Raw genomic sequence first — 19675 nt, 5'->3', positions numbered from 1 at the left:
CCGCGGGCCGCGCGCCGCTCACCGCCGCACGAGCCGGCGGACGCGGCCCACGATCGGACCGGCGAGCTGGTCGAGCTCGCGCACGCGCATGAGCTTGAGTCCGCCCGCGTAGACGGCCGTCATCACGGCCCCGGCGACGGACACCACGACGACGGCCTGCCACCACGAGAGCCCGTAGATGCCGTCCGGGCCGTCGCCGGTGAGCACGACGAACCCGCGCAGGACGCCCCAGCCCGCGACGCCGCTGACGAGCGCGGCGATCCCGGCCTTGACGTGCAGGCGCAGGATCCGGGCGCCGTCGAGCCCGCGGAGCGTGCGTCGCAGCCCGACGGTGCGCAGCGCGACGGCCACGAGGTTGGACACGCTCATCGCGAGGCCGATGCCCACGACCCAGAGCTGGGGTGCCAGCACCTGCGTCGCGAGCCAGGACACGCCGACGAGCACGAGCGTGCCCGGCACCTGGATCCAGAAGACGGTCCGGCCGTCCTCGAACGCGTAGTACACCCACTTCATGAGCACCATGCCGCCCAGGGGCACGAGCCCGAGCGCCATGGCGCGCAGCACCTCGGAGACGGCCTCGCCGGACGCGGCGTCGACGGAGGGGACGAGCAGCTTGGTGATCGGCAGGGCGAGGACGACCAGCACGACGGTCGCGAAGACGGTGAAGACGCCGACGGTGCGCACGCCGCGCGAGAGGTCGTGCCGGACGCGCGCGAGGTCGCCCGCGTGCGCCGCGGCGCTCATGCCGGTGAAGAGCGCCGTCGCGATCGACACCGTCACGAGCGAGTGGGGCAGCAGGTAGATCATGAGCGCCTGCGTGTAGGCGGCGTTGCCCGCCACCGCGAGGGCGCCCGAGAACGCGTCGGGCGCGCCCGTGATCAGCCCGGTGACGGCGCCGAGGGTCCCGGGGTCGTCACGGTAGGGCCCGAACGTCTGCGCGAGCGCCGCGCGGGGCGCCTCGCTCGCGAAGCGCGTGGTGAACAGGACCCCGACCTGCTCGAGGAGGACGGCGGCGAACGTCCACAGCGCGACCTGGCCCGCGGACCGCAGGCCGATGCCGTGCAGGCCGAACCGCAGGTGCCAGCGGAAGCCGGCCCGCCACAGCGGGACCACGAGGATGAGCGCCTGCGCCGCGACCCCGAGCGTCGCGGTGCCGGCCAGCAGGGCGATCTTGGGCCCGTCCCACTGCGTGAGGTCGTCGACGTTCCCCGTGGCCGCGGGACCGTAGATCGCGATGAACGCCGCGAACCCGACGATCGACACGACGTTGTTGAGCACGGGCGCCCACATGAACGGGCCGAACTGGCCCCGCGCGTTGAGCACCTGCCCGAGCAGCGTGTACAGCCCGTAGAAGAAGAGCTGCGGCGTGCACCAGAAGGCGAAGGCGACGGCGAGCGACGTCTGCGGCGCCGTCCACCCCGGCCCCGTGTAGAGCGCGACGAGGATGCTCGACCCCGCCGTGAGCAGCGCCGAGAGCGCGATCAGCACGACGCCGGAGAGCGTGAGCAGCTTGTCGAGCCGCTCCTGGGTGTTGCGCGCGCGGTAGGCGCGGACGATCTGCGGCACGAGGACGGCGTTGAGGACGCCGCCCGCGAGGATCGCGAAGAGGACGTTGGGGATCTTGTTCGCGACGTCGAAGGCATCCGCGACCAGGCCCGTGGTCCCGATCGCGGCCACGAGGAGGACGTTGCGGACGAGCCCGAGGCCCCGCGAGACGAACGTGCCCGACGCCATGAGCGCGGACGAGCGGCCGAGCCCGCCCGTGCGGGGGGCGGGCGCCTCCGTGGCCCCTGCCTCCGCGGTCTCGTCCGGGGTGCCCGACGCCGCGGGGTCCCCCGGGAGCGCCCCGGACGGGACGACGTCACGCGTCGTGCCGGGCCGCGTGCCGTGCCCGGCGCCCGTGGGCCGGACGTGCCGTGGCTGGTCGGGGCTCACTCGACGCGCTCCTCGTCCTGGCGGGCGGCCTGCGCGGGCGGCGTCGGGTCCTGCACGGGCGGCGCCGGCTGGTCCACCGTGGCGCCCGCCAGACGGCGGGGCGAGCGGCCGCGGCGCACCGTGCGCCAGATCCCCGCCACGAGGGCGAGGGCCAGGAGCACCGCCACGACCACGGTGCCCACCGACTCCCAGTCGGCGCGCACGCGCACGACGAACTCCTGCGGCTCCGCGACGCGGACCTGGGGCTGCGCCGCGCTGACCAGCTCGACCTCCACCGTGACGTTCCCGCTCCCGAACCCCTCGACCGGCACCCCCACGCTCGCCTCGGTCGGCACCAGGTCCCCGTCGGCGTCCCGGGTGGCGGCCGGGATCGTCACGGTCCGGCGCTCCGGTGCGCGCAGCCGCGGGTCGTCCGGCCGCAGGACGACCTCGACCGTCGCGTCCTGCTCCAGGGTGCTGCGCACCCGGACGGGGAGGTCCTCCTGCTCGGCCACGAAGAGGAACGGAGCACGCGTCTCCACCGAGAGGGTGCCCCGGACGGCGGCGGACCGCTGCTCGGCGTGCTGGACGGCGAGCACGCGCGACGGCTGCGCGGCGCGGAACGCGACGGCGGTCGGGGTGACGAAGCCGGGCTCGAGCGGGCGCGTGATCGTCGCCGGGTCGGCGGCGACCGTCGCGAACGCGGCGAGATCCGTGCGCGACCGGTCGAGGGCACGGAGCTGGGCGACGGTGATCTCCCCCTCGCCGGGGACGTCGTCCGGCAGCGTCGTGCGCTCGACGGCGGGCGGCGCGGACGCCAGGAGATCGTCCACCGGGGCCAGGTCGACCCAGGGAGCCGCGCGGAGGGCGTCGAGCCGCGCCGTGAAGAGCGTCGGCTCGGCCTCCCAGCTCCGGGGCAGGGCGACGACGACGTGGCGCTGCTCCGCAGGGCGCTCGCGGGCGATCACGGCCGTCTCGGCGAGGATCCGCTGCGTCGCCGTGACGCCCGAGCCGTCGCCGGCCGACAGGAGTGCGGTCAGCACCGCGTCGGCGACGAGTGCCTTCACGGGCCCGGCAGCGGTCGCGACCTCGGCGACGCCGGACGGCGTGTAGGTCAGCGACTCGTCCGGGACGAGCCCGCCGGGGCCGACGACGGTCGCGGTCGCACCCGACGCCGCGGCGAGCGTCGTCGTGGACAGGTCGGGGACGGCGTCGCCCGGCCAGGCGAGGTCCGTCCGCCACGACGCCGTCGGGTCGGCGGCGGCGTCCGTGCCGGAGGTCTCGTCCGTGGCGGCCGCGTCGTCGTCCGTCGCGTCGCCGTCGGTCGCGTCGTCGGTCGACAGGTCCTCGGTCGTCGGTTCGGGAACGGCCGGGAGCGGGGTCCCCTCCGGCAGCGCGAGACCGGCGTGCGCGAACGCCGCGACGTCCGGGTCGTAGGCGCGCAGCGCGAACGCCGACCGGCCGGCGGCGGCGGCGGCGCTCACGGCGTCGGCCCAGGCGTTCACGGCCGGGTCACCGGCCCCCGCCGCCGCGGCGAGCAGGGCCGGGTCGGCGACCCACGCGACCTCCGGAGCGTCACCGGTCGCTGCGAGCAGGCGCCCGAGGCGACCGTCCGTCGCCACCGCGGCCGAGAGCGCGTCGTCGTACGCCTGGGGGTCGGGGTCCACCGGCGGGCCGGTCATGGCGGCGACCACGCTCAGGCGCAGCGGGGTCACCTCGCCCGACGGCTCCCACAGGACGAAGGTGCGTTGGACGGCCTGGCGTGCGCCGCCGTCGGACACCGTGAGGGAGATGCCGCGCGGGCCCCAGTCGCTGCCCGCGTGCAGGTCGAGCTCCGCGACCGGGACGGTGAGCGTCGTCTCCACCGTCGCGCCCGGCGCGAGGGCCCCGAGGTCCTCGCTGGTGACGCGGACCCCGACGCGACCGTCGAGCCCGATCGTCGTCCAGCTCTCGAGCGCCGACCGGGTGCTCAGCACCCGCCGGTCGATGCCGAGCGCCACCACGGGCGACCCGAGCGTCTCCGCGGTCCCGTTGGTCACGCGCGCGGTCACGGTGAGCGTGTCGTCCGGGCCGAGCACGGTCGGCTGGAGCGACGAGACCTCGAGCGTCACCGCGTCCTCGGTCTCGGCCGCCGTGCTCGTCGAGGTGCTCGTCGAGGTGCGCGTCGTCGTGCTCGCCGTCACGCCCGACGCCGCGCCGGCACCGCCGAGGACGACGCCGACGGTCAGCACCAGCAGGGCGACCAGGGCGACGAGGAGGTGAGCGGACCTGCCGAGGAGCGGAGCCGACGCGGCGCCGCCGGGGCGCGCGCCGCTGCTGGGGGAGGGCGTCATGAGTGGTCGGTCGAGCTCCGTGGGGCGGGCGGTGCCGGGCCGCCGCGGCCGTCGTGCGGACGGCCGGGCGAGCGGACGATCGTCCGGGTCACCCTACTCTCGACCACCCCGTGGAACCGCGCCGGCCTGCCCTCGAGGACGCTCTGCGCGACGGCGGCGATCCGGCGCTCGTTGGGGTAGGCGAGCCGGTCGGGCAGGTCCGCCACGGGGATCCACGCGACGTCCTCGGCCTCGCCGTCCGGGTCGCCCTCGACCGTGAGGTAGCCGCCCGTCGCACGCAGGAGGAAGTGGTGGACGACCTTGTGCACGCGGCGGTCGTCGCCCGTGAACCAGTAGTCGATGACGCCCAGCGGCTCCTGCACCGCCCCCTGGATGCCCGTCTCCTCCGCGATCTCCCGGACCGCAGCCTGCTCCGGCGTCTCGTCGCCCTCGAGGTGGCCCTTGGGCAGGCACCACTCGAGGCGCCCTCCCCGGTTGCGCCGCGCGATGATCGCCGCGCAGAGGTCGCCGCCCGCGACCGTGACGACGAGCCCGCCGGCCGAGACCTCGTCGACCACGGGCAGCGGCGGCGGCACGGGAGCCGGGCGCGAGCGCGGGTCGATGCGCAGCGCGTGCCCGCCGGGCGGGGCGGGGACCGGGAGGGGCTGCCCGCGACCGTTGTCACGCCCGCCCGCCGGATCCCTCCGGGGCTCGTCGGCGTGCGCAGGGGTGGACATGTCCCAACTTTACCGAGTGGACGTCGGCTCCCCGGGACCGGCTCCCCGGTGCGGGCGTCGCATCTGGCAGGCTTGGGTGTCGTGCCCCAGCCTTCTTCGCCCCAGCCGTCGCCCCCGCCGACGTCGCAGTCGCTCGAGCTCCAGCGCCGCGCCCTCGCCGTGCTCACCGAGATGGCACCCGCGGCGATCGAGCTCGGTGAGGGGTTCCGCGCCGCCGGTCACGAGCTCGCGCTCGTGGGCGGGCCCGTCCGCGACGCGTTCCTCGGGCGGGCGAGCAACGACCTCGACTTCGCCACGTCCGCGTCGCCCGACGAGACCGAGGCGATCCTCGCGCGCTGGGGCGACGCCCACTGGGACATCGGCAAGGAGTTCGGCACGATCGGGGCGAAGCGCTTCGGTCGCGGGGGGCCCGGGGACGACCTCGTCGTCGAGGTGACGACGTACCGGACCGACGAGTACGACCCGACGTCGCGCAAGCCCGTCGTCGCGTTCGGCGACACGCTCGAGGGCGACCTGTCGCGCCGGGACTTCACCGTCAACGCGATGGCGGTGCGCGTCCCGGAGATGACGTTCGTCGACCCGTTCGACGGCCTCGACGACCTCGCGCGCCGCGTGCTGCGCACGCCGATCGCCCCCGAGCGCTCGTTCGACGACGACCCGCTGCGCATGATGCGCGCCGCGCGGTTCGCGGCCCAGCTCGGGTTCGACGTCGACGGCGGGACGCTCGCCGCGCTCGTCCTCATGACCGAGCGCATCGAGATCGTGTCCGCCGAGCGCGTGCGGGACGAGCTGTCGAAGCTGCTGTGCGCGGCGTCCCCGCGTCGCGGGCTCGAGGTGCTCGTCGACACGGGCCTCGCGGACCACGTGCTGCCCGAGCTCCCCGCGCTCAAGCTCGAGATCGACGAGCACCACCGGCACAAGGACGTCTACGAGCACTCCCTCACGGTCCTCGACCAGGCGATCGCCCAGGAGACCGGGCCCGACGGCGCGGTCCCGGCCCCCGACCTCGTGCTCCGCCTGGCCGCGCTGCTGCACGACGTCGGCAAGCCGCCGACCAGGCGATTCGAGTCGGGGGGCGGCGTGAGCTTCCACCACCACGAGGTCGTGGGCGCCAAGATGGTCGCCAAGCGCCTCAAGGCGCTGCGGTACGACAAGCAGGTCGTCAAGGACGTCGCGCGCCTCGTCGAGCTGCACCTGCGGTTCCACGGCTACGGCGACGGCGCGTGGACCGACTCCGCGGTCCGCCGGTACGTGACCGACGCCGGCCCGCTGCTCGAGCGGCTGCACCGCCTCACGCGCGCCGACTGCACGACGCGGAACCGGCGCAAGGCGCAGCGCCTGCGCGAGTCGTACGACGACCTCGAGCGCCGCATCGCCGACCTCCAGGAGAAGGAGGAGCTCGACGCCGTCCGCCCGGACCTCGACGGCCAGCAGATCATGGCGATCCTCGGGATCCGGCCGGGACCGGTGGTGGGGAAGGCGTACAAGCACCTGCTCGAGCTGCGCCTGGACCGCGGCCCCGTCGACGAGGAGACGGCGCGCGCGGACCTCCTGGCCTGGTGGGCGGAGCAGCCGGAGTCGTCGGCTTCCTGAGCGGGATGCTCCCCGCGTCGGTCCGGTCGAGACCTCCGGGGCGGTCGTGCCGGGTCTACCCTCCGCGCCGCTCGTTCCTCGCGCCGCTCACGCCAGACCCGCCACGACCCACCACGACCCGGCACGACCGCCCCTCCGGCCTCGCCCTCAGCGGTCGCGTCGCCTCCGGGCGGGCGCGCGACGCGGCGAGGGCTCAGACGTCGTCGGTGGCCAGTGCGGCCTCGACCTTGACGTCCTCGACCGGCGCGTCCTGCGTCCGGTCCTGCGCGGGGCCCTGGCCCGGGCCGTGCTCCTGCGGCGCGGGGCGGCGCAAGAGGAACGACAGGCCCACCGCGACGAGCATGACGGCGGTGCCCCAGACGAACGCGTCACCGACGCCCTCGGCCAGGGCGGCCTGCGGCGACGCGCCCGCCTCGCCGTAGGCGATGGACCGGGTCGTCATGACGGCGACGAACATGGCCGTTCCGGCGGCGCCCGCGAGCTGCTGCACGGTGCCGATCGAGGCCGACCCGTGCGAGTACTGGTGCGGCTCGAGCGCCGAGAGCGCGGAGGTGAACAGCGGCGTGAACATGAACGCGAGGCCCAGGCTCAGCGTGACGTGGAGCGCCAGGACGAACCACGGCGACGAGTCCGCGTGGATCGTCGTGAACGCCGCGAGGGCGACGGCGACGACGCTCACGCCGGGGATGACGAGCGGGCGCGGGCCCACGCGGTCGTAGAGCCGTCCGACGGTCGGGCCGAGCAGACCCATGAGGAGCCCGCCGGGGAGCACGATGAGACCGGTCGCGAGCGGCTCGAGACCCATCGCGTCCTGGAGGAACAGCGGCAGGAGGATGAGGGAGCCGAACATGGCGACCATGCCGACCGCCATGATGCCGAGCGGCACGCTGAAGCCACGGTGCGTGAACACGCGGAGGTCGAGCAGCGCGCGGTCCTCGCGCTGGAGGACGAGCTGGCGCCACACGAACACGCCGAGCGCGAGGGCACCGAACGCGATGGGCACGGCCGGCGGGACGACGGGCGTGTGGCGCGCCGCCTCGCCGATGCTGGAGAGCCCGTAGACCAGGCCGCCGAACGCGAACGCCGCGAGGACCAGGGAGACCGGGTCGAGGCGCGAGTGCGTACGGTCGGCGACGTCCCGGATGTACAGGAAGCCGAGGACGAGCGCGACGAGCGCGATCGGGAGCACGATCCCGAACACCCACCGCCAGCTCAGCGAGTTGAGGATGAGGCCCGAGAGCGACGGGCCGAGCGCGGGCGCCGCGGCCATGACGATCGAGATGTTCCCCATGACCTTGCCGCGGATCGTCGGCGGGACGAGCGTCATGATCGTCGTCATGAGCAGCGGCATCATGATCGCCGTGCCCGAGGCCTGCACGACGCGGCCGGTGAGCAGCCACGCGAAGCCGGGCGAGACGGCCGCGAGCAGGGTGCCGGCGCTGAACAGCGACATCGCGAGCAGGTAGGCCCCGCGCGTGCCGAGACGCTGGAGCAGGAAGCCCGTCGCCGGGATGACGACCGCCATCGTCAGCATGAACGCCGTCGTGAGCCACTGGCCCGTGCTGGCCGTGATGCCGAGGTCCGCCATGAGCGGCGCGAGCGCCACGCTCATGGTGGTCTCGTTGAGGATCACGACGAACGCGGAGCCCAGCAGCAGCGCGATGACGAGGAAGTCCGCCCGGGGGAGCCGGTCGACGGGTGCCGAGGTGTCGTGGGTGGGGGAGGCTGTCACGGGGTGTCTCCGCTCGCGTCGGTGGCGGCCCGGGCTCAGGTTCGGACCCGGTCAGGGCAGGGCGGGCTGCGTGGGGGCAGCACGGGAGTCGCGTGCGGTGCACGCGACGACGGTGTCGGTTCTCGGTCGGCGGGCCACGGGGAGGGTGGGCGACCCGGGACGATCGGCGCGGCCTCGCCACATCGATCCGTACCCTGTACGACCATCCACCATCCTGCGTTATTCCCGCCCGACGTGACGACCTCTTTTCGCTCGCGGACTCATCGGCGCTGCCGACAGCAGAACGCCCGTGGTCGCGACGGGGAGGGGCTGGGAGGAGCGACGAGAAGAGGACCGCGGCTGACCGCTACCCCGTCTAGCGTCGAGGACGGACCCAACCCCAGACACCGGAGGCCCTGATGGAGTTCCGACCGTTCACGATCGACGTCCCCCAGGCCGAGCTCGACGACCTGCACGAGCGGCTCTCCCGCACCCGTTGGCCCGCCGAGCTCCAGGAGCACGGCTGGGAGCGCGGCACCGAGATGGCGACCATGCGCCGCCTCGTCGCGCACTGGCTCGACGGCTACGACTGGCGCGCGCAGGAGGAACGCCTCAACCGCTTCCACCACGTCGTGGCCGCGATCGACGGCCGCGACCTCCACGCGATCCACGAGCGTGCGGTGCGCCCGGACGCTCCGGCGATCCTGCTGCTGCACGGCTGGGCAGACTCGTTCTACCGGTTCGCGCACGTCGTCGACCGCTTCACGGGCCGCGATCCCGCGGTCGGCCCGGGTGAGCCGGTGTTCGACGTCGTCGTCCCGTCCCTGCCGGGCTTCGACTTCTCGGAGCAGCCCGAGGCCGGGTCGGTGAGCGGCGCCCAGAGCGCCGAGGTCGTCGCGAGCCTCATGGAGGGCCTCGGCTACGACCGCTACCTCGTGCACGGCGGCGACTGGGGAGGTGTCGTCGCGCAGGAGGTGGCGCGCGCCCACCCCGACCGCGTCGTCGGCCTCCACCTCACCGACGTCCCGTTCCCCAACCTGTTCCTCGTCGACCGCGGTACGGCGAGCGAGGGGGAGCGCGCGATGTTCGCCGCCGTCGACGCGTGGGGCGAGACGCACGGCGGGTACGTCGGGATCCAGTCGTCGCGCCCGCTCACCCTGTCCTACGGCCTGAGCGACTCTCCCGTGGGCCTCGCGGCGTGGCTCGTCGACCACTTCGGCTACCTCTCCGACACCCTGCCGTCGGACGACGACCTGCTCACCAACGTGATGCTCTACTGGCTCGGCAACTCGATCCGCTCGTCGATGCGCCTCTACAACGAGGGGCTCGACGGCGACTGGGGCGGTGAGGCAGGGGGCGACGCCGCATGGTCGGACGGGGAGGCCGTCGACGCCGCATGGTCGGGCGGGGAGGGTGCCGACGCCGGCTGGTCAGTCCGCATCGACGTGCCGACCGCGCTCGCCGTCTTCCCGCGCGACATCTCCCAGCCGCCGCGCGAGTACGCGGAGCGGTTCTTCGACGTCCGGCGGTTCACGACGATGCCGCGCGGCGGGCACTTCGCCGCGCTCGAGGAACCGCAGCTCGTCGTCGACGACCTCCGGGCCTTCGCCACCGAGCTCGGCTGAGCCCCGTCGGGCGGTCGTGCCCCGTCAGGCACCGGGTCGCGCGGCCGGGACACCGTCGCCGGCGGCCGAGCCCTCGCCGGGTGTGGTGGCCTCGGAGGCCGGCCGTGCGCCGTCGTGCCCGACGGCGTCGCCCACCCCGGCCGGGGTCCGTGCCCCGCGTGTCCACATCACGAGGGCGGCGAGCGCGTAGGCGACCGCGAGGGCGACGAACACGCCGCGCGACCAGCCCGTGTCGGGGAGCGTGAACGCCGCCAGGGCGGCCGCGCCGACGAATGCCGCGTTGTACAGGACGTCGTAGAACGCGAACGCGCGGCCGCGGAACTCGTCGTCGGTGTCGCGTTGGACGATCGTGTCCACGGCGATCTTGGTGCCCTGCGCGGCCAGCCCGAGCAGCGCGGCACCCGTGTACACCACCGCGCGCGACGGCGTCGTCACGAGCAGGAGCTGGCTCGCCGCGGCGAGCAGCAGCATGATCGCGATCCACACCTGCGGCCCCGTGTAGCGCGAGAGCGTCGGCGTGAGCACCATCGCGCCCGCGCCGCCCAGGCCCGTCAGGCCGACGACGATCGCGAAGGTCGCCATGCCCGCCGTCTGGCTCCCCGCGTCGAGGAGGTTCCGGGCGATGAGGATCGAGGCGATGAAGACCACGCCGTAGAGGAAGCGGTGGGTGGCCATCGCGAGCAGCGCCTGGCCCGGGGTGCGGCGTGCGACGAGGTACCGGGCGCCGTCGGCCAGACCGCGCGCGACCTTGACGATCTCCGACCGGATGGCCGACTCGGCGGGGCGCTCCGGGCCGAGCTGCGTCCGGCCGAGGCGCAGCGCGAGCAGCGCCGCGATCCCGAAGACGAGCGCCGCGCACACGAGGGCGGACGAGTCCTTGACCCGGCCCGGCTCGAACGCGAGCCCCAGGACGAACCCGATCCCGCCCCCGACGAACGCCGCGCCGGCGCCCAGCGTGGGCGTCAAGGAGTTCGCGGTGAGCAGCAGCGGGCCGTCGACGACGCGCGGCAGCCCCGCGGACAGGCCCGCGAGGAGGAAGCGGTTCACCGAGAGCGCCGCGAGACCGAGCGCGTAGATCCATCCGCTCACACCGCCCGAGAGCATGAGCGCCGCCATACCCAACGTGATGACCACGCGCACCGCGTTGCCCCACGCGAGCACCTGCCGGCGCTGCCAGCGGTCGAGGAACACCCCCGCGAACGGCCCCACGATCGTGAACGGCGCCAGCATCACCGCGAACGCGCCCGCGATCGCCGCCGCGGTGCCCTGCGACTCGGGCGAGAAGAACAGCAGCGACGCCAGGCCGACCTGGAACATGCCGTCCCCGGCCTGCGAGACGAGGCGGACGGCGAACAGCCTGCGGAACCCGCGCAGCCGCAGCAGCGCTCGCAGCTCGGCGACGACACTCACCCCCCAACCCTAGGCGGTCGCCACGACCCGACGGGCCGATGTCGGCCGACCCGGAGCCAGACGTGCCGTTCTCGCATCCTGGGAACCCCCTGGGCAAAAATGATTAGGAAGGTTACCTTTGCGTTTTCGTCACGACCCGCCGCAGTGGCCGGGCCCGGAGAAGCAGCGAGGCATTCTCGAATGACACGAACCCCTAGGACGGCAGCCGCAGGGCTCGCCTTCGCAGCGACGGCGGCGCTCGTCGCCGGCACGGTCGGGGCGGCGCACGCCGCACCCGCGACGGCCGGCGGAGACGGCGCCAACGGCTACAAGACCGTCGGCTACTACCCCGCGTGGGACGCCGGCAACGAGGACGGCTACCAGGTCGCCGACCTCCAGACCACCGGGGCGGCGTCCGACCTGACGCACCTCAACTACGCGTTCGGCAACGTCACGACCGATCTGGTCTGCGACATCACCGACCGGGAGGACCCCGTCGACGGCGGGCTCCAGGGCGACCCCCTCAACGACTACGTGCAGCTCAAGCCGGCCGGGCAGGCCGTCGACGGCGTCGCGGACACCGCCGACCAGGCGCTCGCGGGCAACTTCAACCAGCTCAAGAAGCTCAAGGAGGCAAACCCGGGCCTGAAGGTCCTCATCTCGCTCGGCGGGTGGACCTGGTCGGACAACTTCTCCGACGCGGTCTCGACGCCGGAGAACCGCGAGCGGCTCGTCGAGTCCTGCCTCGACGTGTACTTCCGCGGGAACCTGCCCGTCGTCCAGGACGCGGAGAACGGCACCAAGGGTGGCGACGGCGTCGCTGCCGGCCTCTTCGACGGCGTCGACCTCGACTGGGAGTGGCCCGGCGCGACCGGCGAGCACCCCACGCCGCGACCCGAGGAGGACGCGGAGAACTTCGTCCAGTTCGCGCAGCTCCTGCGTGCCGAGCTCGACGAGCTCGGCACCGAGACCGGCGAGGACTACCAGATCACCGGGTTCGCCCCCGCCGGGTGGGCCCCGCGCACCTACGGTGGCTGGCTCGACCCGCGCTTCGTCGAGGCGCTCGACTTCATCAACGTCCAGGGCTACGACTACCACGGCGACTGGAACACCACCCGTACCGGCCACCAGGGCAACCTGCACGTCTACGAGGACCCGACGACGGGCGAGCCCGCCAACTGGGGCCTCGCCGCCGACGGTGTCCTCGGCGCGTACCACGCCGCCGGATGGCCCAAGGAGAAGCTCGTGCTCGGCATGGCCGCGTACGGCTACGGCTGGAAGAACGTCACCGACCCGACGCCCGGCGCCGCGGCCGACGGCGCCCTCCCGTTCACGTACTACTCCGACATCAAGGCCAAGGGCCTCCCGGAGTACTACGACGCGGTCGCCGGGCAGGGCTACTTCTACGGCGACGGCGAGTGGTGGACCGCGGACACCCCGCGCTCCGTGACGGCCAAGGCCGAGTACCTCGCCACCAACGGCTACGGCGGCGGGTACTTCTGGGACCTCGCCGGTGACGACGACAACGAGCTCCTCGGGACCCTCCGGGGCACGTTCGAGACCGCCACGCCCGGCCCGCTCGTGCCCGCCGACGCGGCAGCCCCCTGGTACGCGTCCGGCGTGTACACGAAGGGGGACGTCGTCTACCACGACGGCGTCGAGTACCGCGCCGCCTGGTGGACCCGGAACCAGGAGCCCGGCCAGCCGAACGGCCCCTGGCGCGCCATCGGCGGTGCCGGCACCGCCCCGGCGGGAGAGGCACCCGCCTGCGGCGACGCCTGGGACGCCGGCCGCACCTACACCGCCGGCGACGTCGTCACCCGCGCGGGCGTGAACTACACCGCGCAGTGGTGGACCACCGGGTCACAGCCCGGCACCGACGTGCACGGCGCCTGGGACGCGGGCAGCCCCTGCGCCTGACGCGCGGCACGACGAGCACACGAGCGAGGCCCCTGCCGAAACATCGGCAGGGGCCTCGCCCGTCGTCACCCAGCGCCGAACGCGCCGGGCTTCACACCTCCGTCGCGCTCCGGATCAGCGCTCGACTCTGCTGGTCGCGCTGGTCCTGCGCTCCGCTACGGCCGAGGGCCCGGCGAAAAGCGTGCCGGGCCCTCAACCTTCGCTGCACTCCGGATCAGCGCTCGACCCTTTCGGTCGCGCTGACCTTGCGCTCCGTTCCGGGCGAGTGCCTCGTACCTCGGCCCTCACCCTGCACTGCAGTCCAGGTCAGCGCTCGACTCTTTCGGTCGCGCTGGTCCTGCGCTCCGCTACGGCCGAGAGCCCGGCGAAAAGCGTGCCGGGCTCCCAACCTTCGCTGCACTCCGGATCAGCGCTCGACCTCACCGGCGATGAAGGCCTCCAGCTGCGCACGGCCCTTCGTGTCCTCCATCTGGACCGGCGGGGACTTCATGAAGTAGGTCGAGGCCGAGAGGATCGGGCCGCCGACGCCGCGGTCCTTGGCGATCTTCGCGGCGCGCACGGCGTCGATGATGATGCCGGCAGAGTTGGGGGAGTCCCAGACCTCGAGCTTGTACTCCAGGTTCAGCGGGACCTCGCCGAACGCGCGGCCCTCGAGGCGCACGTACGCCCACTTGCGGTCGTCGAGCCACGCGACGTAGTCCGACGGGCCGATGTGGACGTTGCGGTCCTCCTTCTTGCCACCGAGCGGGCCCTCGAGGTTCGAGGTCACGGCCTGCGTCTTGGAGATCTTCTTGGACTCCAGGCGCTCGCGCTCGAGCATGTTCTTGAAGTCCATGTTGCCGCCGACGTTGAGCTGGTACGTGCGGTCCAGCACGACGCCGCGGTCCTCGAAGAGCTTGGCGAGCACGCGGTGCGTGATCGTCGCGCCGACCTGCGACTTGATGTCGTCGCCGACGATCGGGACGCCGGCCTCCTCGAACTTCGCGGCCCACTCCGGGTCGGACGCGATGAAGACGGGCAGCGCGTTGACGAACGCGACGCCCGCGTCGATCGCGGCCTGCGCGTAGAACTTCGCGGCCTGCTCCGAGCCGACGGGGAGGTAGCAGACGAGCACGTCGACCTGGGCCTCGCGCAGCGCGGCGACGACGTCGACCGGCTCCGCGTCCGACTCCTCGATCGTCTGCGCGTAGTACTTGCCGATGCCGTCGAGGGTCGGGCCGCGCTGGACGGTCACGCCGAGCGGCGGGACGTCCGCGATCTTGATCGTGTTGTTCTCCGAGGCGTTGATGGCCTCCGAGAGGTCGAAGCCGACCTTCTTCGCGTCGACGTCGAACGCCGCCACGAAGTCCAGGCTCGACACGTGGTAGTCGCCGAACTGCACGTGCATGAGGCCCGGGACGGTGGTGCTCGGGTCGGCGTCACGGTAGAAGTGCACGCCCTGGACGAGGGACGATGCGCAGTTGCCTACGCCGACGATGGCGACGCGGATGGAGGTCATCCTCGCTCCTTGGTGTTCGTTGTTCCAGGGTCCTCGGGACGCCTCGCGCCGTCGGGCTCCTGCTCGGAAGGTTCCGCAGGATGCGGGGTGCTGCTGGTCCGCGCACGGGTGGTGCTCCGGGAGTGCCCGGAGCTCCGGTCGCGTTCGGTGGTGATGAGACCGTCGAGCCAGCGCACCTCGCGCTCGACCTGCTCGAGTCCGTGACGTTGCAGCTCGAGCGTGTACTCGTCGAGCCGCTCGCGGGTGCGAGCCGCGGACTCCCTGACCGCCTCCAGCCTCTCCGTGAGCCGGGTGCGCCGGCCCTCGAGGATGCGGATGCGGGTCTCGGCGTCGGTCTGCGCGAAGAACGCGAACCGGACGTCGAAGCTCTCGTCCTCCCACGCGGCCGGCCCCGACGAGGCCAGCACGCTCTGGAGGTGCTCCTTGCCCTCGGCCGTCAGCTCGTAGACGATCCGCGCGCGCTTGCCCGAGAGGGCGGGCGCGAGCGTCGACTGCGCCGCGGACTGCTCCGTGCCGGTGATGAGCCCGCGGGCCACCAGCGACTTGAGGGCGGGGTACAGCGAGCCGTAGGACAGCACGCGGAAGGAGCCGAGCATGATGTTGAGCCGCTTGCGCAGCTCGTACCCGTGCAGGGGCGACTCCTTGAGGAGGCCGAGGATCGCGGTCTCGAGCACGGGCGTCTTGCTGCGCACGATCCCACCTCCTGACGCTCGCTCGGCGTGCCCCGGCGGGACCGCTGTGAGACTCGATGTATCGAGTCGATACATCGACAGGTTAGGTCGTCTCGATGCGTCGTGCAATCTTCGGGGAGTGTCGCGCATCGCGCCACAGATGTGAAGGACCCGCGGAGGCGGCGGGACGCCGCGGCGAATCAATGGCGCACGATCGCGCTGTCAGTGCTGCAGGCCCTTGTCCCGACAGGGCGACGCCCTATTGTTCAGGGTGGTCCGGCGTGTGCCGACCCCGTGCCCGACGACGTCCCGCGCCCGAGGCGGGGACGCGCCGTCGGGCAGGTGGTCCGCTCGCGGCGGGCCGCGAGCAGGTCCGCGGACGACGTGGAACCAGCTTCCCGTTGCCCCCCAGAGGAAGGTAGACCGTGGCGCGATCCACGAGGACGAACGGACGGACGACCCCCCGCGGGCGCCGTCGGTTCTTCAACTACCCGCGCTCGCACGTCAAGAGCTTCCGCCGCTGGCTGCCGTCGTGGCGCGTCGTCGTCGGGACCATGCTGACCGGCGTCGCGCTCGTCGCGGGCGTGCTCGTCGCCGCGTGGTACACGACCGAGGTCCCGAGCACGCTGCCCGGTGTGAACAAGCAGACCTCGACGGTCTACTGGGGCGACGGCACGACGGAGATGGGGACGTTCGCCTCCGAGGACCGCACCCTCGTCGACTACGCGACGCTGCCGGCGTACGTCGGGGACGCCGTCGTCGCCTCGGAGGACCGCACCTTCTGGACGAACTCCGGCGTCGACGTCAAGGGGATTGGGCGCGCCCTGCTCAACAACCTCCAGGGCGGCGACCGCCAGGGGGCCTCGACGCTCACGCAGCAGTACGTGGAGCGCTACTACACGGACACGGTCACCGACTACGTCGGGAAGGCCCGCGAGGTGATCCTCGCGCTGAAGATCACCCAGGGGCAGAAGAAGGAAGTCATCCTCGGCAACTACCTCAACACCATCTACTTCGGCCGCGGCGCCAACGGCATCCAGGCCGCCGCGCAGAAGTACTACGGGGTGAACGCCGCCGACCTCACCGTCTCGCAGTCCGCCATGATCGCGGGCATCATCCCGAACCCGACGTACTGGGACCCGGCCAACGACCTGGCTCAGGCGACGCACCGGTGGGAGCGCACGCTCGACAACATGCTCGCGGACGGGCACATCGACAAGGCGCAGTACGACGAGGCGGTCGCGGCGGGCTTCCCGATGCCGGTCGAGTACGTGAAGTCGGACAAGCTCGCCGGCCCGACCGGTTACCTCCTCACGGAGGCGCGCGACGAGCTCGCGAAGCTCGGGATCGACGAGGAGGACCTCCTTACCGGCGGCTACCAGGTGACGACGACGGTCGACCCGGCGATGCAGAAGGCCGCGGAGGACACGATCGCCTCCCTTCCGCAGGAGTCCCGCGGGGACGACAACCCGGTCTCGCCCAACCTGCGTGCCGCGCTCGTGTCGATCGATCCCAACGACGGCTCGATCCGAGCCCTCTACGGGGGTGCCGACTACCTGAGCAAGCCGTTCAACGACGCGACCCAGGGTGCTGCCCAGGGTGGCTCGACCTTCAAGCCGTTCACGCTCATCGCGGCGCTCGAGAACGACCACACGCTCGACGAGCGCTACGACGGCAACTCTCCGATGACGTTCGAGGGTGCGAACGACGGCGGCGACTGGAAGGTCCGCAACTTCAGCGACCACAGCTGGGGCAACATCGACCTGGTCGAGGCGACCGCCCAGTCGGTGAACACCGTGTACGCCGAGCTCAACATCGAGACAGGTCCGGACAAGACGGCAGACGTCGCGACCCGGCTCGGCATCGAGGAAGGCAAGGTCGCCCCGAACGCGTCCAACGTGCTCGGTACCGCGACGGTGACGCCGCTCGAGCTCACCAACGCGTACGCGACCATCGCGGCCGGCGGCCAGAGGGCGACCCCGCACATCATCGCGAAGGTCGTCGACTCGCGCGGGAACCTCAAGTACGAAGCGCCCGGTGCGGAGGACCGCACGCCGGAGTTCAGCACGGAGACGATGGCGGCCACGCAGTACGCGCTGTCCCAGGTCGTCGAGCAGGGCTCGGGTGAACCCGCCCAGGCGATCGGCCGGCCTGCCGCCGGCAAGACCGGCACGTCGAACGAGAACAAGTCCGCGTGGTTCGCCGGCTTCACGCCGGGTCTCGCGACGGTCGTCGGTCTCTACCAGACCGGGCCGGAGAACGAGCAGGAGCAGATCACGCCGTTCGGCAAGTGGGCGGACATGCGCAACCCCGAGATCACGGGTGGTTCCTGGCCGGTCGAGGCGTGGACGTCGTACATGCAGGCGGCGACCGCCAACCTGCCGGTCGGCGAGTTCCTGCAGTACACGCCGCCCAAGCCGAAGCCGACCGAGACTCCCACCGAGACGCCGACGGAGGAGCCCACCGAGGAGACGCCGACCGAGGAACCGGAGGAGCCGCAGCAGCCGGAGAACGTCACGGTGCCCGGCGTCGTCGGCATGGAGAGCCGCGCCGCGCGCGCCCAGCTCGAAGCGGCCGGCCTGAAGGTGCGGATCACCGAGGAGTTCTCCGACCAGCAGCCACGCGGATTCGTCATCAGCCAGTCGTCGATGAGCGAGGTCCCACCGGGATCGACCATCGCGCTCGTCGTCTCGAAGGGAACCGACCCGGGCCAGCAGCCGACGGAGGAGCCCACCGAGGAGCCGACCGAGACGCCCGACCCCGGCGACGGTGGCGGCGGGGGCCCCGGTGGCGGCGGTGGTGGAGGGACGAACCCCGGCCAGGGCGGCTGACGCCCGGCTGTTCCGCAGATTTCCAGGGGCCCGCGCCGAGCGGGTACCCTGGGGAGCTGCCGTCGGCTCGTCGGGCGGCAGCAGCACGAATGCATGAACCCTCCTGTCACGGAGAGACCGTGACCGCGAAGACCAGAGGAGGTGGGTTATCCGCATGCGTCAGTACGAACTGATGATCATCCTCGACCCCGAGATCGAGGAGCGCACCGTCGCCCCGTCGCTCGACAAGTACCTGTCGGTCATCAAGACCGACGGCGGCTCCGTCGACAAGGTGGACATCTGGGGTCGTCGCCGCCTGGCGTACGACATCAAGAAGAAGTCCGAGGGCATCTACGCGGTCGTCGACTTCACGTCGACCTCCGACACCGCCAAGGAGCTGGACCGTCAGCTCGGCCTCAACGAGGTCGTCCTGCGGACCAAGATCCTGCGCACGGACGCTCGCTGATCCTCCCCGCGTCCCCCGTTCGACCGTCCCGCACCGGGATGCTGCACGCCGTAGCGCGTGTGGGCGCCGCGTGATGGGATGAGCGACGCGAGACCCGTTACGAGCACGAACGCGACGATGCTGACGACACACGAAGGAGCTGGCCATGGCAGGTGACACCGTCATCACGGTGATCGGGAACCTCACGGGAGACCCGGAGCTGCGTTTCACCCCCTCGGGTGCGGCGGTGGCCAACTTCACGGTGGCGTCGACGCCGCGGACCTTCGACCGCCAGTCGAACGAGTGGAAGGACGGGGACACCCTGTTCATGCGCTGCTCGATCTGGCGCGAGGCCGCGGAGAACGTCGCGGAGTCGCTGACGAAGGGCATGCGCGTCATCGTGCAGGGCCGCCTCGTCCAGCGCTCGTACGAGACCCGCGAGGGGGAGAAGCGCACCGTCGTCGAGCTGCAGGTGGACGAGATCGGTCCCTCCCTGCGCTACGCCTCCGCGAAGGTCACCCGGGCCCAGCGCTCGGGTGGCGGTGGCGGCGGCTTCGGCGGCGGTGGCGGCTACGGAGGTGGCGCCAACTCCGGCGGTGCCTCCGGTGGCGGATTCAGCTCCGGCGGCGGTCAGCAGCAGAGCGACGACCCGTGGGCCTCGGCTGGCCCCGCGTCGTCCGGTGGTTCGTTCTCCGACGAGCCCCCGTTCTGATCGCCCGCCACTCCCAGAACACACACCCGTCCCCGCGGGTGCCGCGTCGCTCGTCGGCGCGGACCGCGCGCGGGGATCGCACCTTGTAGAGGAGCAACACCATGGCGAAGCCTGTGGTGCGCAAGCCCAAGAAGAAGTCCAACCCGCTGAAGTCGGCCAAGATCGAGTCGGTCGACTACAAGGACACCGCGCTGCTGCGCAAGTTCATCTCCGACCGCGGCAAGATCCGCGCGCGTCGCGTGACCGGCGTCTCCGTCCAGGAGCAGCGCCAGATCGCCCGTGCGGTGAAGAACGCGCGCGAGATGGCGCTGCTGCCGTACACGTCGACGGCTCGCTGA

14 protein-coding genes are annotated in these 19675 nt (G+C 72.6%); 7 read left to right on the top strand and 7 right to left on the bottom strand.

Annotated features, from left to right (window positions below; translation table 11 throughout):
* Positions 1 to 18: 18 nt before the first annotated feature.
* The 3 genes from murJ to ACFVN3_RS02635 are packed head-to-tail and all read right to left on the bottom strand — an operon-like array spanning position 19 to position 4963.
* Positions 19 to 1935, bottom strand: a complete 1917-nt coding sequence (gene murJ / locus ACFVN3_RS02645) for a murein biosynthesis integral membrane protein MurJ (RefSeq protein ID WP_378230256.1) — start codon at positions 1933 to 1935, stop codon at positions 19 to 21.
* Positions 1932 to 4247, bottom strand: coding sequence for a DUF6049 family protein (locus ACFVN3_RS02640; RefSeq protein ID WP_378230254.1), 2316 nt, complete (start codon positions 4245 to 4247; stop codon positions 1932 to 1934). Before ACFVN3_RS02640 ends, murJ begins: the two co-directional genes overlap by 4 nt.
* Positions 4244 to 4963 (bottom strand): NUDIX hydrolase, encoded by a 720-nt coding sequence (locus ACFVN3_RS02635; RefSeq protein ID WP_378230251.1) that lies wholly within the window; start codon positions 4961 to 4963, stop codon positions 4244 to 4246. The genes ACFVN3_RS02640 and ACFVN3_RS02635 overlap by 4 nt, the downstream gene beginning before the upstream one ends.
* Before the next feature lie 81 nt (positions 4964 to 5044).
* Here ACFVN3_RS02635 and ACFVN3_RS02630 point away from each other — a divergent pair, with 81 nt between their 5' ends.
* Positions 5045 to 6556, top strand: coding sequence for a CCA tRNA nucleotidyltransferase (locus ACFVN3_RS02630; RefSeq protein WP_378230249.1), 1512 nt, complete (start codon positions 5045 to 5047; stop codon positions 6554 to 6556).
* 193 nt (positions 6557 to 6749) lie between these two features.
* On the opposite strand, the gene ACFVN3_RS02625 is transcribed toward ACFVN3_RS02630, so the two are convergent.
* Complete coding sequence (locus ACFVN3_RS02625) at positions 6750 to 8288, bottom strand: MDR family MFS transporter (protein WP_378230247.1); 1539 nt, start codon at positions 8286 to 8288, stop codon at positions 6750 to 6752.
* A 398-nt stretch (positions 8289 to 8686) separates the two neighbouring features.
* Between ACFVN3_RS02625 and ACFVN3_RS02620 the strand changes: the two genes are divergently transcribed.
* Positions 8687 to 9892 (top strand): epoxide hydrolase family protein, encoded by a 1206-nt coding sequence (locus ACFVN3_RS02620; protein ID WP_378230245.1) that lies wholly within the window; start codon positions 8687 to 8689, stop codon positions 9890 to 9892.
* A 24-nt stretch (positions 9893 to 9916) separates the two neighbouring features.
* On the opposite strand, the gene ACFVN3_RS02615 is transcribed toward ACFVN3_RS02620, so the two are convergent.
* Positions 9917 to 11302 (bottom strand): MFS transporter, encoded by a 1386-nt coding sequence (locus tag ACFVN3_RS02615; RefSeq protein WP_378230242.1) that lies wholly within the window; start codon positions 11300 to 11302, stop codon positions 9917 to 9919.
* Positions 11303 to 11482: 180 nt separating this feature from the next.
* On the opposite strand from ACFVN3_RS02615, the gene ACFVN3_RS02610 reads away from it, so the two are divergent.
* Complete coding sequence (locus ACFVN3_RS02610; RefSeq protein ID WP_378230240.1) at positions 11483 to 13201, top strand: glycosyl hydrolase family 18 protein; 1719 nt, start codon at positions 11483 to 11485, stop codon at positions 13199 to 13201.
* Positions 13202 to 13607: 406 nt separating this feature from the next.
* Here ACFVN3_RS02610 and ACFVN3_RS02605 read toward each other — a convergent pair whose 3' ends face one another.
* On the bottom strand, positions 13608 to 14699 hold the full coding sequence (locus ACFVN3_RS02605; protein ID WP_378230238.1) for an inositol-3-phosphate synthase: 1092 nt from the start codon (positions 14697 to 14699) through the stop codon (positions 13608 to 13610).
* Positions 14696 to 15391, bottom strand: a complete 696-nt coding sequence (locus tag ACFVN3_RS02600; RefSeq protein WP_168731418.1) for a PadR family transcriptional regulator — start codon at positions 15389 to 15391, stop codon at positions 14696 to 14698. Before ACFVN3_RS02600 ends, ACFVN3_RS02605 begins: the two co-directional genes overlap by 4 nt.
* Positions 15392 to 15795: 404 nt before the next feature.
* On the opposite strand from ACFVN3_RS02600, the gene ACFVN3_RS02595 reads away from it, so the two are divergent.
* From ACFVN3_RS02595 to rpsR, 4 genes are all read left to right on the top strand, one after another.
* Positions 15796 to 18201 carry a transglycosylase domain-containing protein gene (locus ACFVN3_RS02595; protein ID WP_378230236.1) on the top strand — a complete coding sequence of 802 codons (2406 nt, stop codon included), beginning with the start codon at positions 15796 to 15798 and terminating at the stop codon, positions 18199 to 18201.
* Between the two features lie 154 nt (positions 18202 to 18355).
* Positions 18356 to 18646, top strand: coding sequence for a 30S ribosomal protein S6 (rpsF, locus tag ACFVN3_RS02590; protein WP_172819989.1), 291 nt, complete (start codon positions 18356 to 18358; stop codon positions 18644 to 18646).
* A 145-nt stretch (positions 18647 to 18791) separates the two neighbouring features.
* Positions 18792 to 19337: a single-stranded DNA-binding protein gene (locus ACFVN3_RS02585; RefSeq protein ID WP_047230913.1), complete on the top strand. Its 546-nt coding sequence runs from the start codon at positions 18792 to 18794 to the stop codon at positions 19335 to 19337.
* Between the two features lie 101 nt (positions 19338 to 19438).
* Positions 19439 to 19675 (top strand): 30S ribosomal protein S18, encoded by a 237-nt coding sequence (rpsR, locus tag ACFVN3_RS02580; RefSeq protein ID WP_021481584.1) that lies wholly within the window; start codon positions 19439 to 19441, stop codon positions 19673 to 19675.

Origin of the sequence: Cellulosimicrobium sp. NPDC057862 (assembly GCF_042797035.1) — a bacterium.
Classification (GTDB): Bacteria; Actinomycetota; Actinomycetes; order Actinomycetales; family Cellulomonadaceae; genus Cellulosimicrobium.
This window is presented reverse-complemented; position numbering and strand designations above follow the sequence as displayed.